General features: G+C 58.1%; 29 protein-coding genes. All 29 read left to right on the top strand.

Annotated features, from left to right (window positions below; translation table 11 throughout):
• The first annotated feature begins 289 nt into the window (after positions 1–289).
• The 29 genes from rpsJ to ACSQ3J_RS19190 all read left to right on the top strand — a co-directional run bounded on the left by rpsJ (position 290) and on the right by ACSQ3J_RS19190 (position 18,188).
• Positions 290–598, top strand: a complete 309-nt coding sequence (rpsJ, locus tag ACSQ3J_RS19050; protein WP_003507767.1) for a 30S ribosomal protein S10 — start codon at positions 290–292, stop codon at positions 596–598.
• 154 nt (positions 599–752) lie between these two features.
• Positions 753–1,433 carry a 50S ribosomal protein L3 gene (rplC, locus tag ACSQ3J_RS19055; RefSeq protein ID WP_113552589.1) on the top strand — a complete coding sequence of 227 codons (681 nt, stop codon included), beginning with the start codon at positions 753–755 and terminating at the stop codon, positions 1,431–1,433.
• Between the two features lie 12 nt (positions 1,434–1,445).
• The gene (gene rplD / locus ACSQ3J_RS19060; RefSeq protein WP_037100582.1) at positions 1,446–2,066 is read left to right on the top strand and encodes a 50S ribosomal protein L4; all 621 of its coding nucleotides are present in this window, start codon (positions 1,446–1,448) and stop codon (positions 2,064–2,066) included.
• Positions 2,063–2,356 carry a 50S ribosomal protein L23 gene (locus ACSQ3J_RS19065; protein WP_037100585.1) on the top strand — a complete coding sequence of 98 codons (294 nt, stop codon included), beginning with the start codon at positions 2,063–2,065 and terminating at the stop codon, positions 2,354–2,356. The genes rplD and ACSQ3J_RS19065 overlap by 4 nt, the downstream gene beginning before the upstream one ends.
• An 11-nt stretch (positions 2,357–2,367) precedes the next feature.
• On the top strand, positions 2,368–3,204 hold the full coding sequence (gene rplB, locus ACSQ3J_RS19070) for a 50S ribosomal protein L2 (RefSeq protein WP_060505080.1): 837 nt from the start codon (positions 2,368–2,370) through the stop codon (positions 3,202–3,204).
• 15 nt (positions 3,205–3,219) lie between these two features.
• Complete coding sequence (gene rpsS / locus ACSQ3J_RS19075) at positions 3,220–3,498, top strand: 30S ribosomal protein S19 (RefSeq protein WP_037100590.1); 279 nt, start codon at positions 3,220–3,222, stop codon at positions 3,496–3,498.
• Positions 3,499–3,500: 2 nt separating this feature from the next.
• The gene (gene rplV / locus ACSQ3J_RS19080; RefSeq protein WP_018328280.1) at positions 3,501–3,890 is read left to right on the top strand and encodes a 50S ribosomal protein L22; all 390 of its coding nucleotides are present in this window, start codon (positions 3,501–3,503) and stop codon (positions 3,888–3,890) included.
• Complete coding sequence (gene rpsC, locus ACSQ3J_RS19085) at positions 3,890–4,603, top strand: 30S ribosomal protein S3 (protein ID WP_037100592.1); 714 nt, start codon at positions 3,890–3,892, stop codon at positions 4,601–4,603. The genes rplV and rpsC overlap by 1 nt, the downstream gene beginning before the upstream one ends.
• A gap of 38 nt (positions 4,604–4,641) precedes the next feature.
• Positions 4,642–5,055, top strand: coding sequence for a 50S ribosomal protein L16 (rplP, locus tag ACSQ3J_RS19090; RefSeq protein ID WP_018239489.1), 414 nt, complete (start codon positions 4,642–4,644; stop codon positions 5,053–5,055).
• A 12-nt stretch (positions 5,056–5,067) separates the two neighbouring features.
• Positions 5,068–5,268: a 50S ribosomal protein L29 gene (gene rpmC / locus ACSQ3J_RS19095; protein ID WP_037100598.1), complete on the top strand. Its 201-nt coding sequence runs from the start codon at positions 5,068–5,070 to the stop codon at positions 5,266–5,268.
• A gap of 12 nt (positions 5,269–5,280) precedes the next feature.
• Positions 5,281–5,517, top strand: a complete 237-nt coding sequence (rpsQ, locus tag ACSQ3J_RS19100; protein WP_037100601.1) for a 30S ribosomal protein S17 — start codon at positions 5,281–5,283, stop codon at positions 5,515–5,517.
• Between the two features lie 238 nt (positions 5,518–5,755).
• A complete protein-coding gene (gene rplN / locus ACSQ3J_RS19105) occupies positions 5,756–6,124 on the top strand; it encodes a 50S ribosomal protein L14 (RefSeq protein WP_018328276.1) in 369 nt (122 codons plus the stop codon).
• Between the two features lie 12 nt (positions 6,125–6,136).
• Positions 6,137–6,448 carry a 50S ribosomal protein L24 gene (rplX, locus tag ACSQ3J_RS19110; RefSeq protein WP_037169463.1) on the top strand — a complete coding sequence of 104 codons (312 nt, stop codon included), beginning with the start codon at positions 6,137–6,139 and terminating at the stop codon, positions 6,446–6,448.
• On the top strand, positions 6,441–7,001 hold the full coding sequence (gene rplE / locus ACSQ3J_RS19115; RefSeq protein WP_060505081.1) for a 50S ribosomal protein L5: 561 nt from the start codon (positions 6,441–6,443) through the stop codon (positions 6,999–7,001). Before rplX ends, rplE begins: the two co-directional genes overlap by 8 nt.
• 31 nt (positions 7,002–7,032) lie before the next feature.
• Positions 7,033–7,338 carry a 30S ribosomal protein S14 gene (gene rpsN, locus ACSQ3J_RS19120; RefSeq protein WP_037100611.1) on the top strand — a complete coding sequence of 102 codons (306 nt, stop codon included), beginning with the start codon at positions 7,033–7,035 and terminating at the stop codon, positions 7,336–7,338.
• Positions 7,339–7,350: 12 nt separating this feature from the next.
• Entirely contained in the window at positions 7,351–7,749 is a 399-nt protein-coding gene (rpsH, locus tag ACSQ3J_RS19125; protein WP_037100614.1) for a 30S ribosomal protein S8, read from the top strand.
• Positions 7,750–7,792: 43 nt separating this feature from the next.
• Positions 7,793–8,326, top strand: a complete 534-nt coding sequence (gene rplF, locus ACSQ3J_RS19130; protein ID WP_060505082.1) for a 50S ribosomal protein L6 — start codon at positions 7,793–7,795, stop codon at positions 8,324–8,326.
• Positions 8,327–8,338: 12 nt separating this feature from the next.
• Positions 8,339–8,701, top strand: a complete 363-nt coding sequence (rplR, locus tag ACSQ3J_RS19135) for a 50S ribosomal protein L18 (RefSeq protein ID WP_037100619.1) — start codon at positions 8,339–8,341, stop codon at positions 8,699–8,701.
• A gap of 133 nt (positions 8,702–8,834) precedes the next feature.
• Positions 8,835–9,404 carry a 30S ribosomal protein S5 gene (gene rpsE, locus ACSQ3J_RS19140; RefSeq protein WP_060505083.1) on the top strand — a complete coding sequence of 190 codons (570 nt, stop codon included), beginning with the start codon at positions 8,835–8,837 and terminating at the stop codon, positions 9,402–9,404.
• 13 nt (positions 9,405–9,417) lie between these two features.
• Complete coding sequence (gene rpmD, locus ACSQ3J_RS19145; protein WP_037100625.1) at positions 9,418–9,621, top strand: 50S ribosomal protein L30; 204 nt, start codon at positions 9,418–9,420, stop codon at positions 9,619–9,621.
• Between the two features lie 13 nt (positions 9,622–9,634).
• On the top strand, positions 9,635–10,105 hold the full coding sequence (rplO, locus tag ACSQ3J_RS19150; RefSeq protein ID WP_060505084.1) for a 50S ribosomal protein L15: 471 nt from the start codon (positions 9,635–9,637) through the stop codon (positions 10,103–10,105).
• Positions 10,106–10,346: 241 nt separating this feature from the next.
• Positions 10,347–11,687, top strand: a complete 1,341-nt coding sequence (gene secY, locus ACSQ3J_RS19155) for a preprotein translocase subunit SecY (RefSeq protein ID WP_060505085.1) — start codon at positions 10,347–10,349, stop codon at positions 11,685–11,687.
• Entirely contained in the window at positions 11,684–12,280 is a 597-nt protein-coding gene (locus tag ACSQ3J_RS19160; RefSeq protein ID WP_060505086.1) for an adenylate kinase, read from the top strand. Before secY ends, ACSQ3J_RS19160 begins: the two co-directional genes overlap by 4 nt.
• A gap of 228 nt (positions 12,281–12,508) precedes the next feature.
• Positions 12,509–12,877: a 30S ribosomal protein S13 gene (rpsM, locus tag ACSQ3J_RS19165; RefSeq protein WP_060505087.1), complete on the top strand. Its 369-nt coding sequence runs from the start codon at positions 12,509–12,511 to the stop codon at positions 12,875–12,877.
• 238 nt (positions 12,878–13,115) lie between these two features.
• Complete coding sequence (gene rpsK / locus ACSQ3J_RS19170) at positions 13,116–13,505, top strand: 30S ribosomal protein S11 (RefSeq protein WP_018328263.1); 390 nt, start codon at positions 13,116–13,118, stop codon at positions 13,503–13,505.
• A 100-nt stretch (positions 13,506–13,605) separates the two neighbouring features.
• Positions 13,606–14,616, top strand: a complete 1,011-nt coding sequence (locus tag ACSQ3J_RS19175; protein ID WP_037100639.1) for a DNA-directed RNA polymerase subunit alpha — start codon at positions 13,606–13,608, stop codon at positions 14,614–14,616.
• A 119-nt stretch (positions 14,617–14,735) separates the two neighbouring features.
• Positions 14,736–15,161, top strand: coding sequence for a 50S ribosomal protein L17 (rplQ, locus tag ACSQ3J_RS19180; protein WP_060505088.1), 426 nt, complete (start codon positions 14,736–14,738; stop codon positions 15,159–15,161).
• A gap of 342 nt (positions 15,162–15,503) precedes the next feature.
• Positions 15,504–16,796: a DegQ family serine endoprotease gene (locus tag ACSQ3J_RS19185; protein ID WP_244482290.1), complete on the top strand. Its 1,293-nt coding sequence runs from the start codon at positions 15,504–15,506 to the stop codon at positions 16,794–16,796.
• Positions 16,797–16,886: 90 nt separating this feature from the next.
• The gene (locus ACSQ3J_RS19190; protein WP_244482244.1) at positions 16,887–18,188 is read left to right on the top strand and encodes a replication-associated recombination protein A; all 1,302 of its coding nucleotides are present in this window, start codon (positions 16,887–16,889) and stop codon (positions 18,186–18,188) included.
• Positions 18,189–18,192 lie beyond the last annotated feature (4 nt).

Consider the following 18,192-nt stretch of genomic DNA (forward strand, 5'->3'; position numbering starts at 1 on the left):
TTACTCGGTTGGGAAGCGGCGCATTCAAGCGCCGCTTCCTTGAATATTTGCTGGTCGAAGCCTGCACTTCAGGGTGTATGCCTCTCGAATTGACGGAAGCACGAAAAAACGTGTTTTCGTGGGCGTTCGGTCATTGTGTCGGACGCCGATTCCGTATATGTGGCGGGTCGAATTGCAGAAACGGACAGAGAGCGATTTGCTTTTTGTGTTCTTTGAAGCATCAGCACCCGGAAACGACTAACGAACTGCCTCATTGTGGCATTCGCTAACAACAACAAGGATAACTCGAATGAACGGCCAGAATATCCGTATCCGCCTCAAGGCGTTTGATCACCGGATTCTTGATGCCTCCACGCGGGAAATCGTTTCGACGGCCAAGCGCACAGGCGCTTCGGTTCGTGGTCCGGTGCCGCTTCCTACCCGGATTGAAAAGTTTACTGTCAACCGCTCGCCTCACGTTGATAAGAAGAGCCGTGAACAGTTCGAGATGCGCACCCACAAGCGTCTCCTCGATATCGTCGATCCTACTCCGCAGACCGTTGACGCGCTGATGAAGCTCGACCTCGCTGCCGGCGTAGATGTGGAAATCAAGCTTTAAAAACAAGGAAGGTACGTGGATCTCGGTCCAACGGCTTCCAAAAACGGGCGACCCTCAAAGCCTCCGGTCTAACGATCGGGTGATCAGAGGGAAACCTTAAACCAGAGATGCAGCGGGGTTTGCTCCGTCGCTAACTCTTAAGAGGAATGAACCAATGCGTTCAGGTGTGATTGCACAGAAGATTGGGATGACCCGCGTCTATAACGACGCTGGTGAGCATATCCCAGTTACAGTATTGCGGATGGAAAACGTACAAGTCGTTGCCCACCGCACAGAAGACAAGAATGGCTACACCGCAGTTCAGCTCGGTGCGGGCCAGTCCAAGGTCAAGAACACGAGCAAGCCGTTGCGTGGTCAGTTCGCTGCCGCCAATGTAGAGCCGAAGGCCAAGGTCGTTGAGTTCCGCGTTTCGTCGGACAATCTGATCGATGTCGGCGCTGAGCTCACTGCAAACCATTTCGTCGCCGGCCAGCTGGTCGACGTTACCGGTACATCTGCCGGTAAGGGTTTTGCCGGTGCCATCAAGCGCCACAACTTCGGCGGTCTGCGTGCAACGCACGGCGTGTCCGTATCGCACCGTTCGCATGGTTCGACTGGTTCCAACCAGGATCCGGGCCGCGTCTGGAAGGGTAAGCGCATGGCTGGCCACATGGGTCAGACACGCATCACCACCCAGAACCTGGAAGTGGTCTCCACCGATGAAGACCGCGGTCTGATCCTCGTCAAGGGCGCCGTACCCGGCTCCAAGGGCGCATGGATCGTCGTTCGCGACGCCATCAAGTCCGGCACTCCGGCTGACGCTCCGCGTCCTGCCGCTGTGCGCGCAGCCAAGTAAGGGGGCCAGATCATGGATCTCAACGTCACCACACTCGAGGGCAAAGAGGCCGGTAAGGTTTCCCTGTCCGACGCGATTTTCGGCCTTGAGCCGCGCGAAGATATCATTGCCCGCGTCGTTCGCTGGCAGCTTGCTAAGAAGCAGCAGGGTACGCATAAGGCCAAGGGCCGTGCAGAAGTCGCACGCACCGGCGCCAAGATGTTCAAGCAGAAGGGTACGGGCCGCGCTCGTCACCATTCGGCTCGTGCTCCGCAGTTCCGCGGCGGTGGTAAGGCTCATGGCCCGGTTGTTCGCAGCCACGCTCATGACCTGCCCAAGAAGGTTCGCGCTCTCGGCCTGCGTCATGCGCTGTCCGCAAAGCTGCGTGCCGAAGAGCTGATCATCGTTGACAGCCTGGTTGCTGCCGAAGCCAAGACGAAGGTGCTGACCGGCGCATTCGCAACGCTCGGCCTGACCAACGTGCTGTTCATCGGCGGCACCGAACTCGACAGCAATTTCAAGCTCGCAGCTCAGAACATCCCGAACGTGGACGTTCTGCCGGTGCAGGGCATCAACGTTTATGACATTCTGCGCCGCGGCAAGCTCGTCCTGTCCAAGGCTGCAGTTGAAGCTCTTGAGGAGCGGTTTAAATGACTGACCTTCGCCACTACGATGTGATCCTCGCTCCGTCGATCACCGAAAAGTCGACGCTGGTTTCTGAACAGAACCAGATCATCTTCAACGTCGCCAAGGGCGCGTCGAAGCCGGAAATCAAGGCTGCGATCGAAGCGCTGTTCGGCGTCAAGGTCACGGCTGTGAACACGCTGGTCCGCAAGGGCAAGCTGAAGCGCTTCCGCGGTTTCGCGGGCCGGCAGAAGGACGTCAAGAAGGCAATCGTCACACTCGCTGACGGTCAGACCATCGACGTCTCCACCGGACTCTGAGGAATAGAACAATGGCATTGAAAAGTTTCAATCCGATCACCCCGAGCCAGCGCCAGCTGGTCATCGTCGACCGGTCCGGCCTGCACAAAGGCAAGCCGGTCAAGTCGCTGACCGAAGGCCTGTCCTCTAAGGGCGGACGTAACAACACTGGCCGCATCACCGTGCGTTTCCAGGGCGGTGGTCACAAGCGTACCTACCGTCTGATCGACTTCAAGCGTCGCAAGTTCGACGTTGAAGGCACGGTTGCACGCCTCGAATACGACCCGAACCGCACGGCGTTCATCGCGCTGATCAACTATGCGGACGGCGAACAGGCTTACATCATCGCTCCGCAGCGCCTCGCTGCCGGCGACAAGGTGATCGCTTCGGAAAAGCAGGTTGACGTGAAGCCAGGCAACACCATGCCGCTTCAGTACATGCCGGTTGGTTCGATCGTTCACAACGTCGAGATGAAGCCGGGCAAGGGCGGTCAGATCGCTCGCTCCGCCGGCGCCTATGTTCAGCTGGTTGGTCGCGACCAGGGTATGGCGATCCTTCGTCTGTCGTCTGGCGAACAGCGCCTGGTGCACGGCTCCTGCCTTGCAACGGTCGGTGCAGTTTCCAACCCCGATCACGGCAACATCAACGACGGCAAGGCCGGTCGTTCGGTTTGGCGTGGCAAGCGTCCGCATGTTCGCGGCGTCGTCATGAACCCTGTTGACCACCCGCACGGCGGTGGTGAAGGCCGCACCTCGGGTGGCCGTCATCCGGTTTCGCCTTGGGGTAAGCCCACCAAGGGCAAGCGTACGCGCTCGAACAAGTCGACCGACAAGTTCATCATGCGCTCGCGTCATCAGCGTAAGAAGTAAGAGAGGAAGTCTCCAATGACTCGTTCAGTATGGAAAGGTCCGTTTGTTGACGGCTATCTTCTCAAGAAGGCTGAGAAGGTTCGTGAAGGCGGCCGCAACGAAGTGATCAAGATGTGGAGCCGTCGCTCCACCATCCTGCCGCAGTTCGTCGGTCTCACGTTCGGCGTCTACAATGGCAGCAAGCATGTTCCGGTTAGTGTCAACGAAGACATGATCGGTCACAAGTTCGGTGAATTCTCTCCGACCCGGACCTATTACGGTCACGGTGCGGACAAGAAGGCAAAGAGGAAGTAATTATGGGCAAGGCAAAAGCCGAACGCCGGCTGAAGGATAACGAGGCGCAGGCAATCGCGCGCACGATCCGCGTCAGCCCCCAGAAGCTCAACCTGGTAGCTGCGATGATCCGCGGTAAGAAGGTTGACCGGGCTCTGGCCGAACTCGAGTTCTCGCGCAAGCGGATCTCGGACACTGTCAAGAAGACGCTGGAATCTGCGATCGCTAACGCAGAAAACAACCACGATCTCGACGTCGACAGCCTGATCGTTGCCGAAGCTTACGTTGGCAAGTCCATCGTCATGAAGCGTTTTCACGCTCGTGGCCGTGGCCGTGCATCGCGTATCGAAAAGCCTTTCGCGCATCTGACGATCGTTGTTCGCGAAGTCGAAGCTAAAGGGGAGGCCGCATAATGGGTCAGAAGATCAATCCAGTCGGCTTCCGCCTCGGCATCAACCGTACCTGGGATAGCCGCTGGTTCGCGGACAACGCAGAATACGGTCAGCTTCTTCACGAAGACCTGAAGATTCGTGCCTACGTCATGGAAGAGCTGAAGCAGGCTGGTATCGCCAAGGTGGTTATCGAGCGTCCGCACAAGAAGTGCCGCGTCACGATCCACTCGGCTCGCCCGGGCCTGATCATCGGCAAGAAGGGCGCAGACATCGAAAAGCTGCGCAAGAAGATCGGCGAGATGACCAAGTCGGAAACGCACCTCAACATCGTTGAAGTGCGCAAGCCGGAAGTTGACTCGACGCTCGTCGCCCAGTCGATTGCTCAGCAGCTCGAACGCCGCGTTGCTTTCCGCCGTGCGATGAAGCGTGCCGTTCAGTCCGCAATGCGTCTTGGCGCCGAAGGCATCAAGATCACCTGCGGCGGCCGTCTCGGCGGTGCTGAAATCGCTCGTACCGAATGGTACCGTGAAGGCCGCGTGCCGTTGCACACGCTTCGCGCCGACATCGACTACGGTGTGGCTGAAGCCAAGACCGCTTTCGGTATCTGCGGCATCAAGGTCTGGATCTTCAAGGGCGAAATCCTCGAACACGATCCGATGGCTTCCGAGCGTCGTTCGTCCGAGGCAGATGCCCAGGGCCCCAGCAGCAACAACCGTCGTCGCGAAAACGCGTAACAGTCGTTCCTGGCAGCTAATATCGGAGAATTAAAAAAATGTTGCAGCCAAAGCGCACTAAGTACCGCAAGCAGTTCAAGGGACGCATCAAGGGCGTTGCCAAGGGCGGTTCCGACCTTGCTTTCGGTGAATTCGGCCTGAAGTCTCAGGAGCCGAACCGCGTAAACGCACGCGAGATCGAAGCGGCCCGCCGCGCGATCACCCGTCACATGAAACGTGCCGGCCGCGTATGGATCCGCGTATTCCCAGACGTACCGGTCACGGCTAAGCCGACCGAAGTTCGTATGGGTAAAGGTAAGGGTTCGGTTGAATATTGGGCTTGCAAGGTCAAGCCCGGCCGAATGATGTTCGAAATCGACGGCGTCAGCGAAGAACTCGCCCGTGAGGCGCTTCGCCTTGGTGCTGCGAAACTCTCTGTCAAGACGCGCTTCGTACAGCGCATTGCAGAGTAAGGAGTAAAGCCCATGAAAGCCGATACCGTCCGCGCGCTCAGCGCCGATCAGCTCAACGAAGAGCTTGCCAAGCTGAAGAAAGAGCAGTTCAATCTGCGCTTCCAGAAGGCCACCGGCCAGCTCGAAAAGTCGTCGCGCATCAATGAAGTCCGCAAGGACATTGCGCGCGTCAAAACCATTGCCCGCCAGAAGGCGGCAGAAGCCAAGGCTTAAGGATCAAAGAATATGCCAAAACGCATTCTGCAGGGCACAGTCGTCAGCGACAAGAACGATAAGACCGTTGTGGTCCGTGTCGAGCGTCGTTTCGCGCACCCGATCTTCCAGAAGACCGTTCGCCGGTCCAAGAAGTACAAGGCGCATGACGAGAACAACCAGTACAAGGTCGGCGACCAGGTTTCCATCGAGGAATGCGCGCCGATCTCCAAGGATAAGACCTGGACAGTGGTTTCCGTTCAGGCCTAATTCTTAAGACTTTCGCATCCGGCCCTTGCGTCGGCTGCGAAAATCTGTATGAAGCAGCGCAAGGACGCTCGTCTACGGGCGTTCTTTTGCTTTGAGCGCACGGAAGGTCCTGTTTGGGAAACCACCCTGGCAACGATCGATCCCGCGCGAGAACAGAAATTTAGAAGCTGGAACAGGGGGCCCTCAATCTGATGAGGTTGGCCCAACCGGTCCGGTCACAACAAGAAGGCGACCTGACATGATTCAGATGCAAACAAACCTCGACGTGGCGGATAATTCCGGCGCACGTCGTGTCATGTGCATCAAGGTGCTGGGCGGTTCCAAGCGCAAGTACGCTTCGGTCGGCGACATTATCGTCGTTTCGATCAAGGAAGCTATTCCGCGCGGCCGCGTCAAGAAGGGTGATGTGATGAAGGCGGTTGTGGTTCGCACAGCCAAGGACATCCGTCGTCCGGACGGCAGCGTCATCCGGTTCGATAACAACGCAGCTGTTCTTATCGACAACAAGAAAGAGCCGATCGGCACCCGTATCTTCGGACCGGTTCCGCGCGAACTTCGCGCCAAGAACCACATGAAGATCATCTCGCTGGCTCCAGAAGTACTGTAAGGAGCGATTGAGATGCAAAAGATTCGCAAGGGCGACAAGGTCGTCGTATTGACCGGCAAGGACAAGGGCCGTTCTGGGGAAGTTCTCCAGGTTCTGCCTAAGGAAGACCGGGCTGTTGTGCGTGGCGTCAACATGGTGAAGCGTCACCAGCGCCAGACCCAGAGCCAGGAAGCCGGCATCATCAACAAGGAAGCGTCGATTCACCTGTCGAACATCGCGATCGCCGACCCCAAGGACGGCAAGCCGACTCGCGTCGGTTTCAAGATCGACGGCGACAAGAAGGTTCGCGTTGCAAAGCGTTCGGGAGTGTCGATCGATGGCTGACACCAAGAAGTATGAGCCCCGTCTGAAGACGGAATACGTTGAGCGTATCTCCAAGGCAATGCAGGAGAAGTTCTCCTACGCAAACGTCATGCAGATCCCGCGCCTCGACAAGATCGTCATCAACATGGGCGTTGGCGAATCGACGGCTGATTCCAAGAAGCCAACGGTTGCTGCAGCAGACCTCGCAGCGATTGCCGGCCAGAAGCCGGTCATCACCAAGGCCCGCACCTCCATCGCCGGCTTCAAGCTGCGCGAAGGCATGCCGATCGGCGCAAAGGTTACCCTGCGCGGCGTTCGCATGTACGAATTCCTGGACCGCCTGATCAACATCGCGCTTCCGCGCGTTCGAGATTTCCGCGGCCTGAATCCGAAGAGCTTTGACGGCCGTGGCAACTTCGCCATGGGTGTCAAGGAACACATTGTGTTCCCGGAGATCAACTACGACAAGGTTGATCAGATGTGGGGCATGGACATCATCGTTTGCACGACGGCAACGAACGACGACGAAGCTCGCGCTCTGCTTACAGAGTTCAACTTCCCGTTTCGCACGTAAGCCGTAACGACAAGCAGAAGGATTAAGTTGAATGGCGAAGACGAGCGCAATTGAAAAGAACAATCGCCGCCGTAAGTCGGTTGCCCAGGATGCGTCCAAGCGCGCAGCCCTGAAGGCCACCATCATGAACCAGTCTCTTCCGATCGAAGAGCGTTTCAAGGCTACTCTGAAGCTGGCCAGCCTCCCGCGTGACGGCTCCAAGACCCGCGTTCGCAATCGTTGCGAAGTAACGGGTCGTCCGCGCGCATATTATCGCAAACTCAAGATGTCGCGTATTGCGCTTCGTGAACTTGGCAATTTCGGCAAGGTGCCGGGCATTGTTAAGTCGAGCTGGTAAGGAGACGGGTACATGGCAATGACTGATCCGCTGGGCGATATGCTCACACGTATCCGCAACGGTGCTTCCCGCCGCAAGTCGAGCGTTTCCACGCCGGCTTCCAAGCTGCGCGCACGCGTTCTGGATGTCCTTCAGGCTGAAGGCTACATCCGCGGTTACTCGGAAACCGAATTCGGCAACGGCAAGGCCGAGCTGAATATCGAGTTGAAGTACTACGAAGGTGCGTCGGTGATCCGTGAGATCGGCCGCGTATCGAAGCCGGGCCGCCGGGTTTATGTCTCGGTCAAGTCCATTCCGCAGGTCGCGAACGGTCTCGGTATCACTATCCTTTCGACTCCGAAGGGTGTGATGGCCGATCATCAGGCACGCGAACAGAACGTTGGTGGCGAGGTTCTCTGCTCCGTATTCTAATACGGTAGCAGTGATCTCCATAACGGACAGACAGGTTTGAAATATGTCTCGTATCGGTAAAAAGCCCGTTCAGGTTCCTGCAGGTGTCACAGCCACGGTTAATGGCCAGACAGTGACTGCAAAGGGCCCGAAAGGCGAACTCATCTTCGTTGCGAACGACGAAGTTCTCGTAAAGCTGGAAGACAACGCGGTGTCGGTGACCCCGGTTGACCAGTCCAAGGATGCTCGGTCGAAGTGGGGCATGTCCCGCACGATGATCGAAAACATCTTCAAGGGCGTCAAGGACGGCTTCGAGCGCAAGCTCGAAATCAACGGCGTTGGTTACCGCGCGTCGCTTCAGGGCAAGAACCTGCAGCTCGCACTCGGTTTCAGCCACGACGTGGTCTATCAGACTCCTGAAGGCATCTCGATTGCTGTGCCGAAGCCGACGGAAATCGTCGTCACCGGCATCAACAAGCAGCAGGTCGGCCAGGTCGCGGCAGAAATCCGCGAATACCGTGGCCCCGAGCCCTACAAGGGCAAGGGCGTCAAGTATGCTGGCGAGCGGATTGTCCGCAAAGAAGGCAAGAAGAAGTAAGGATCACGCGAAATGGCTACAAGGAAAGATACACTTGTGCGCCGCGCCAGCCGCGTGCGCCGTCAAGTCAAGGCAGTGGCCAATGGCCGTCTGCGCCTGTCCGTTCATCGCTCGTCGAAGAACATCTACGCACAGGTTATCGATGATGTTGCAGGCAAGACCGTCGCGTCTGCCTCGACACTCGACACGGATCTGCGTCCGTCGCTTAAGACGGGTGCTGACACGGCAGCTGCTGCTGCCGTTGGCAAGCTCCTCGCAGAGCGCGCCTCGAAGGCTGGTGTCAAGGACGTCGTCTTTGACCGTGGCGCCTTCATCTATCACGGCCGCGTCAAGGCGCTCGCCGAGGCAGCCCGCGAGGGTGGCCTGAACTTCTGATGCAGTTTCCAGGCATTCGTGTCTGGACTTATAAAAATTGCTCGGATAATACCCGGTCGCTTCGGTTCAATGAAACCGAAGCGACCTTTGTCAATCTGCCGATTGCACCCGGAAAAGAAAAAGGAAAAGGACAATGGCACAAGAAAAAAGAGGTTCTCGCGACGATCGCCAGAACCGCGAGGAGCGCGACAGCGAATTCGTTGACAAGCTCGTAGCAATCAACCGCGTCGCAAAAGTCGTCAAGGGTGGCCGTCGTTTCGGCTTTGCTGCTCTCGTCGTCGTCGGCGACCAGAAGGGCCGCGTTGGCTTCGGTCATGGCAAGGCACGTGAAGTGCCGGAAGCCATCCGCAAGGCCACCGAAGCTGCCAAGCGCGAACTGATCTTCGTTCCGCTGCGCTCGGGTCGTACGCTTCATCACGACGTTCATGGCCGTCACGGCGCAGGCAAGGTTCTGCTGCGTGCCGCCAAGGCCGGTACCGGTATCATCGCCGGTGGTCCGATGCGCGCCGTTTTCGAAACGCTCGGCATGCACGACGTTGTTGCGAAGTCGACTGGTTCTTCGAACCCGTACAACATGATTCGCGCCACGTTCGACGCCCTGAAGAGCCAGATGCACCCGAAGGATATCGCAGCTCAGCGCGGCATGAAGTATGCCACCCTGCAGAGCCGCCGCGTATCCGCCGGCGTTGCTTCCGAAGAATAAGGGAGCCTGAACAATGGCTAAGAAAGAAGTTGCAAAGAAGACGGTTGCGGTCGAACAGATCGGCAGCCCCATTCGCCGCCCAGCCGTACAGCGCGCAACGCTGATCGGTCTCGGTCTCAACAAGATGCACCGGGTTAGCGTTCTGGAAGATACACCTTCCGTTCGCGGCATGATCCGGGCCGTCCAGCATCTCGTTCGCGTCGTCGACGAGAAGTGAGGGGGATACCGTCATGAAACTGAATGAAATCAAAGACAACGAAGGTTCGACGAAGAACCGCAAGCGTCTCGGCCGTGGTATCGGCTCCGGATCCGGCAAGACTGCCGGCCGCGGTGTCAAGGGTCAGAAGGCTCGTTCGGGCGTTGCCATCAACGGCTTCGAAGGCGGCCAGATGCCAATCTACCGCCGTCTGCCGAAGCGCGGCTTCAACAACATCTTCCGTTCGGATTTTGTTGTTGTGTCGCTCGGCCGTATCCAGATCGCAATCGATGCCAAGAAGCTTGATGCTTCCAAGACCATCGATGCTGCTGCTCTGACGGCTGCCGGCGTTATCCGCCGCGCCAAGGACGGCGTACGCGTTCTCGCCGACGGCGAACTGAAGGCAAAGGTAACGATCGAAGTTGCCGGCGCTTCCAAGCCTGCGATCGAAAAGATCGAAAAGGCTGGCGGTTCGATCAAGCTGCTTTCGGGCGCTGCTGAATAATTAGTTGCTGATGAACCGCCCGGGGTGCTTCACACCGGGCGGTTTTGCTCCCATATGAGAGCCTCACGGATTGCACGGCCGGATTCGTCCGGCGCAGCAGAATATTGATCGGGAACTACGGTGAGGCGCGTGATTGCGGTAGCAGTCGTCTCCAAACCGGTTTTCATAAAAAGAAGATAGCTTTTTTCCGGATCTGACCGGGTTTCCCCGCGGGTTCCGAACTGGCTACGCGGAGAATTGCATGGCTTCTGCAGCGGAACAGCTCGCCTCCAACCTGAATTTTGCGACTTTCGCAAAAGCCGAAGATTTGAAACGCCGCCTCTGGTTCACCCTCGGCGCGCTTCTGGTGTATCGCCTTGGCACATATATTCCGCTGCCAGGCCTGAATCCGGAAGCTTTTGCGCAGGCGTTTGCCGGGCAGAGCGGTGGTATCCTCGGCCTTTTCAACATGTTTTCGGGCGGCGCCGTCGAGCGCATGGCAATCTTCGCCCTCGGCATCATGCCTTACATTTCCGCCTCCATCATCGTTCAGCTGATGACCTCCGTGGTCCCGTCGCTGGAGCAGTTGAAGAAGGAAGGCGAGCAGGGCCGCAAGGTCATCAACCAGTACACCCGCTACGGCACGGTGCTGCTCGGCACGCTGCAGGCCTATGGCATTGCAGTCGGCCTTGAAAGCGGCAATGGCCTGGTCGTGGACGCAGGCTGGTTCTTCCGGATCTCGACCGTCATTTCGCTGCTTGGCGGTACGATGTTCCTGATGTGGCTTGGCGAGCAGATCACATCGCGCGGCATTGGTAACGGTATTTCGCTGATCATCTTTGCCGGGATTGTCGCGCATCTGCCGACAGCTCTGGCTGGTACGCTCGAACTGGGCCGCACCGGCGCTCTGTCGACGCCGCTCATTCTGGCCATCATCGTCATGGTCGTTGCCGTTATCGCGCTGATCGTCTTCGTCGAGCGCGCCCAGCGCAGGCTTCTGATCCAGTATCCGAAGCGGCAAGTTGGCAACAAGATGTTCCAGGGCGACACGTCTCACCTGCCGCTGAAGCTTAACACCGCCGGCGTTATTCCTGCGATCTTCGCGTCGTCGCTTCTGCTTCTGCCGGCAACGCTTGCAGGCTTTGCCAATAGCGCAGCGCTGCCAGGCTGGGCAACGACCGTCGTCGCGGCCCTTGGCCACGGCAAGCCGCTCTACATGGTGCTCTACGGTGGCATGATCGCGTTCTTTGCCTTCTTCTATACGGCCATCGTTTTCAATCCGAAGGACACGGCCGACAATCTGAAGAAGCACGGCGGTTTTATCCTCGGTATTCGCCCAGGTGAACGCACTGCTGAGTACATCGATTACGTGTTGACGCGCATCACCGTGCTCGGCGCGATCTACCTGATGTTCGTCTGCATTCTGCCTGAAGTCATGATCGCGCAGACCGGCGTGCCGTTCTACCTTGGTGGTACGTCGCTTTTGATTGTTGTCAGCGTTACCCTTGATACTGTAGCACAGGTACAGGGTCACCTGATTGCCCAGCAGTATGAGGGGTTGATCAAGAAATCGAAGCTGCGTGGAGGAAAGAGGGGCCGATGAGACTAATATTTTTAGGACCGCCGGGTGCTGGCAAGGGAACTCAGGCCAAGCTTCTGACGGAAAAATACGGGATTCCGCAGCTTTCCACAGGCGATATGCTGCGGGCTGCCGTACAGGCGCAGACGGAAGTCGGGAAGCGTGCCAAGGCTGTCATGGATGCCGGCCAGCTCGTTTCCGACGAGATTGTCAATGAAATCGTATCCGACCGGATCGATTCGCCGGATTGCGCCAATGGTTTCATTCTCGATGGCTATCCGCGCACCGTTCCGCAGGCTGTTGCCCTTGGCAAGATGCTTGCAGGCAAGGGGCTTCGCCTTGATTCGGTTATCGAATTGAAGGTGGATGAAGATGCGCTTGTACGGCGCATCGAGAATCGCGTAGCAGAAACCATTGCCGCTGGCGGTACGGTTCGTTCCGACGATAATCCGGAAGCATTCAAGAAGCGTCTTGTCGAGTATCGCGAGAAGACGGCGCCTCTGTCGCAGCATTATGCTGTAACCGGCGAATTGAAGACAGTTGATGGAATGGCGCCGGTCGAGACCGTCACCTCTCAAATCAACGCAATTCTGGCATCGGCTTCGGCTGACGCCTAAAGGCAGTTCTTGAAAAAGGACTGCCGGGGAGTTGACTTTTGCGGTCGATTCCTTCAAAGACCGCGCTAACTCGCAGCATGCTAGGGATCGGCGCGGATTTCAAAGACGAAGTCCGGGCGCGATTCTTTTGACGTGTTCCGAACAGAACTTTCACAGTCGGCCTTTTGAAAAGGGCTGCATAACGAAGCACCTATTGCCGGATGGCAACTGGAAGCAAGGAGAACAGGCGTGGCACGTATCGCTGGCGTCAACATCCCGACGAGCAAGCGCGTAGTAATCGCGCTTCGTTACATTCACGGGATCGGAGCGAAGTTCGCACAGGAAATCGTCGAGAAGGTCGGTATCCCGGCTGAACGTCGTGTGCACCAACTGACGGATGCTGAAATCCTTCAGATCCGCGAAACAATCGACCGCGATTATCAGGTTGAAGGCGACCTGCGTCGCGAGACCTCGATGAACATCAAGCGTCTGATGGACCTGGGCTGCTACCGCGGTCTGCGTCATCGTCGTTCGCTGCCTGTTCGCGGTCAGCGTACGCATACCAATGCTCGTACCCGCAAGGGTCCGGCAAAGGCGATTGCTGGTAAGAAGAAGTAATTTCCCGACATGGGGAATGCGGGGGCTGGCGTTCGACGCCGGCCTCTTTTTGTAGTTTCGGATGGGCGTGGTTTCATGCCCCTCCGGTGGAGCTGCTGGTGTTACGGCAGTGACGATATCGCCGCGCAGGCCGGGTCTTCCGTCTGTGCACAATCTTGAGAATTCAGGGCAGGGGTTATCCTCCGCCCGGTGGAGCCGCTGGTACTACGGCGGTGCAGAGATCAACGAAAGGTATACCATGGCCAAGGAAGCCACACGCGTTCGCCGTCGCGAGCGGAAAAACATTTCTACGGGCGTTGCTCACGTCAACTCGTCGTTCAACAACACGATGATCACCATCACCGATGCACAGGGCAACGCGATTGCCTGGTCGTCGGCTGGTTCGAAGGGCTTCAAGGGCTCGCGTAAGTCGACCCCGTTCGCAGCCCAGATGGCTGCTGAAGATGCGGCCAAGAAGGCCCAGGAACACGGCATGAAGACGCTCGAAGTCGAAGTCTGCGGCCCGGGTTCCGGCCGTGAATCGGCTCTGCGCGCGCTTCAGGCTGCTGGCTTCATGATCACCTCGATCCGTGACGTTACGCCGATCCCGCACAACGGTTGCCGTCCGCGCAAGAAGCGCCGCGTTTAAGTTTACGCATTCATCAAGCCGGTGAGGGGGCAACCTCTCCCGGCGCTTCAAGGCTCGGTTGTCACGATTGAATGGTGGCAACGAACAGAAGGCAGAACATATGATTCAGAAAAACTGGCAGGAACTGATCAAGCCGAACAAGGTTGAGTTCTCGTCCTCCGGCCGCACCAAGGTTAGCCTTGTTGCCGAGCCGCTGGAGCGTGGCTTTGGCCTCACCCTCGGCAACGCGCTTCGCCGCGTTCTTCTGTCGTCGCTTCGTGGTGCTGCTGTTACCGCAGTGCAGATCGACGGCGTCCTGCACGAGTTCTCCTCGATCCCGGGCGTCCGGGAAGATGTGACGGACATCGTGCTGAACATCAAGGAAATCGCCATCAAGATGGATGGCGACGACGCAAAGCGCATGGTTGTGCGCAAGCAGGGCCCGGGCGTTGTTACCGCCGGTGACATCCAGACGGTTGGCGATATCGAAATCCTCAACCCGAACCATGTGATCTGCACCCTCGACGAGGGCGCCGAGATCCGCATGGAGTTCACCGTCAACAACGGCAAGGGCTACGTTCCTGCTGACCGCAACCGTTCGGAAGATGCACCGATCGGCCTCATCCCGGTCGACAGCCTGTATTCGCCGGTCAAGAAAGTGTCCTACAAGGTGGAAAACACCCGTGAAGGTCAGGTTCTCGACTACGACAAGCTGTCCATGCAGATCGAGACCGACGGTTCCGTCACCGGTGAAGATGCAGTCGCTTTCGCGGCCCGCATCCTTCAAGACCAGCTCGGCGTTTTCGTCAACTTCGACGAACCGCAGAAGGAAGCCGAAGAAGAAGCCGTCACCGAACTGGCTTTCAACCCGGCGCTCCTCAAGAAGGTCGACGAACTGGAACTTTCCGTCCGTTCGGCCAACTGCCTGAAGAACGACAACATCGTCTATATCGGCGACCTCATTCAGAAGACCGAAGCCGAAATGCTTCGCACTCCGAACTTTGGCCGCAAGTCGCTGAACGAAATCAAGGAAGTTCTCGCTTCCATGGGCCTGCACCTCGGTATGGAAGTACCGGCATGGCCGCCCGAGAACATCGAAGATCTCGCCAAGCGCTACGAAGACCAGTATTAACAATAAAAAAGGCAGGTTTTGACTGCCTTTCCCCGTCAAACAGCAGGCAAAAGTCTGCATGTGCCAGGAAACGGCAGGCCCAGACTGAAAAGGGAACCTGCAATTAAAGGAGAATAGCAATGCGCCATGGTGTAGCCGGCCGCAAGCTGAATAGAACTGCAAGTCACCGTAAGGCAATGTTTGCCAATATGGCTGCTTCGCTCATCGAACATGAGCAGATCGTCACCACCCTGCCGAAGGCAAAGGAAATCCGCCCGATCGTCGAGAAGCTCGTTACGCTCGGCAAGCGCGGCGATCTGCATGCCCGCCGTCAGGCCATCTCGCAGATCCGCGACGTTGCTGTCGTCGGCAAGCTGTTCGATGCCATCGCAACCCGTTACGCAACCCGCAACGGTGGCTACCTGCGCATCATGAAGGCCGGCTTCCGTCACGGCGACAATGCGGCTCTGGCCGTTATTGAATTCGTCGATCGCGACACCTCGGCCAAGGGCGCCAAGGACATCGCACGCGTTGCTGCCGAAGCAGAAGCTGCAGACGCCGCTTAAGTTTTCCGTTTGATCGGAAGATTGAAACAGCCGGGCCAAAAGCCCGGCTGTTTTGCGTTTAGGCTGTTGTTGATCCTGTTTTCACGGTTCCGCCGCCTTTGCTTTTTATCCCTGACATCCTATCTGTTTTACCCCATGACCCATTTCGGCAGGATGTCCCGCATGATCCGTTCCCCCGCTACTCTCGTCCTGTCCACCATCGCCGCGCTGGCGCTTGTTGCCGGCGTCGCGCATTTTGGTTTTGCCGGCACACAGCCGGACGATGGCGTGGAAAACATCCATACGAGTGCGGTAGTGGCGCAGGCGGAGACACCGAAGGTTCTGCCGCAAAGCAAGACGGAAATGCAGCTGTCCTTTGCGCCGCTGGTCAAGCAGACGGCCAATGCCGTCGTCAATGTCTATGCTGAAAAGACCGTTCAGACCCGCTCGCCCTTCGCCGATGACCCGTTCTTCGAGCAGTTTTTCGGCCAGCGCATGCCCAATCGCTCGGAAAAGCAGTCGTCGCTAGGCTCCGGCGTCATCGTCGGCAAGAATGGCATCGTCGTCACCAATTACCATGTCATCACCGATGCCGATAACATCAAGATCGCCCTGGCTGACGGCCGCGAGTTCGAAACCACGGTCATGCTCAAGGATGAGCGGCTTGATCTCGCCGTGTTGAAGATCAAGGCCGACGGTCCGTTCGAGACCGTGCCGCTGGGTGATTCCGATGCTGTCGAAGTCGGCGATCTCGTTTTGGCGATCGGCAATCCCTTTGGCGTCGGCCAGACGGTGACCAGCGGCATCGTTTCGGCGCTTGCCCGCAATCAGGTCATTTCTGGCGATTTCGGCTTCTTCATTCAGACCGATGCGGCGATCAATCCGGGCAATTCCGGCGGTGGCCTGATCGATATGAACGGGCAACTGATCGGCATCAACACCGCGATCTTTTCGCGCGGGGGCGGCTCCAACGGCGTCGGCTTTGCCATTCCGGCCAATCTGGTCAAGGTTTTCGTCGCTTCGGCCGAGGGCGGCAATGGCAGCTTTACCCGGCCGTTCATCGGAGCAAGCTTTGAGCCCGTAACCTCGGAAGTCGCCGATGCGCTCGGGCTCGACCGGGCACGCGGCGCGCTGGTCACGTCCGTTATCGAGGGCGGTCCAGCGGAGAAGGCCGGCATCAAGCCCGGCCAGGTGATCGTTGCCGTCAACGGCATTGCGGTCGAACACCCGGACGCTCTGGGTTATCGTCTCACCACCGTCGGCATCGGCCATGTCGCCAAAGTCACGATCAGCGACAATGGCAAGACCCGCGATATCGATCTCGCGCTTGCCGAAGCGCCGGAAACATCGCCCCGAGACGAGCGGCTGATCGAAGGCCGCAATCCCTTTGCCGGCGCCGTAGTCGGCAATCTGTCGCCGCGGCTGGCGGATGAACTGCGGATGCCTGCTTCATCGAAAGGCGTGGTGATTACCGAAATTAATCGTGGGTCGCCTGCTGCCCGCGTCGGTTTCCGGCCGAAGGACATCATCATCGCTGTCAACGGCACGCCGATCGACAAGTCAGCGACGCTTGAAACCATCGCCAAGGATGATCCGTCGCTGTGGCGCGTCGAGATCGAACGTGATGGCCAGCGTATCCGCCAGTTCTTCCGGTAATCATTTAGCCGGTTTCAGCGGGAGCAGAGAGCAGAGGCATCTTGCTTTGGCCGTCATAGGACCGGCCGGAGCAGGATGGGGGAGTTGGATATGACATTGTTCGATGAGGCGACGCAGCGGCCGCTTGCCGATGCTCTTCGTCCCGAGACTCTGGAAGAGGTCATCGGCCAGGATCATCTCCTGGGCGAAAACGGGCCTATCGCCCGTATGCTGTTGCCGGGCGGCACGGTAGGCTCCTTCATTCTCTGGGGGCCGCCCGGCGTCGGAAAGACCACGATTGCGCGGCTGGTGGCGACCTCCGCAAAGATGGAGTTCGTCCAGCTGTCCGCCGTCATGTCCGGCATTGCCGATCTTCGCAAGGTCTTCGAGACCGCAAAACACAACAGGACCGTCGGGCGGCAGACCATTCTGTTCATCGACGAGCTTCACCGGTTCAACCGCAGCACCCAGGATGCGCTTTTACCGCATGTGGAAAACGGTACGGTCATTCTGATCGGCGCAACCACGGAAAATCCGAGTTTCAGCCTAGTCGCGGCCTTGCTGTCGCGGCTCAAGGTTTTCACTCTCAATCCGTTCGACGCCGCCTCGTCCGAACTGCTCCTGGCGCGGGTTGAAAACTTCGTCGGAAAGCGGCTGCCGCTGACCAGCGATGCACGCTCCTCGTTGATTAACATGGCCGATGGAGACGGGCGATATCTGGTGGGACTGGCTGATGATGTTCTCTCGATCGGGGAGGAGGGCGACCTCGATATCGGGCGTCTGTCCAAGGCGCTGCAGAAGCGGATGCCCGTCTATGACAAGGCGCAGGACGGTCATTACAATCTGCTGAGCTGCTTCCACAAGAGCCTGCGCGGCAGCGATGTTGATGCGGCCCTTTATTGGGGCGCCAGAATGGTAGATGCCGGCGAAGATCCGACAACGCTGTTCCGGCGGCTTGCCTGCGCTGCCAGCGAAGACGTCGGCATGGCCGATCCCAACGCGATGCCGCAGGTGATTGCCGCCTGGACGGCCTTCGAGCGCATCGGCTGGCCGGAAGGACGGCTGTTCATTGCCCAGGCGATCGTCTACGTGGCGACCGCGCCAAAATCCAATGCCAGTTACCGGTCGTTCGACGCGGCACTCGAGATGGCCCGCCAGACCGGCTCCATCCCGCCGCCGAAGAGCATTCTTAATGCCCCGACCAAGCTGATGAAGGACCTCGGCTATCACGAGGGTTACAAATACGATCACGATTATCCGGATGCCTATTCCGGCCAGGAGTTCTTTCCGGAAGAGCTGCGCAGCAAGGACACGCGGTTTTACAAGCCGCAAGAACGCGGCTTCGAGCGTGAGACGCTGAAACGCCTGGAGTTCTGGCACCGGCTGAAACGGGAGCGCGCGGCAAAGGAATAGGCTT

The organism is Rhizobium sp. LjRoot98 (assembly GCF_964252935.1).
Classification (GTDB): Bacteria; Pseudomonadota; Alphaproteobacteria; order Rhizobiales; family Rhizobiaceae; genus Pararhizobium.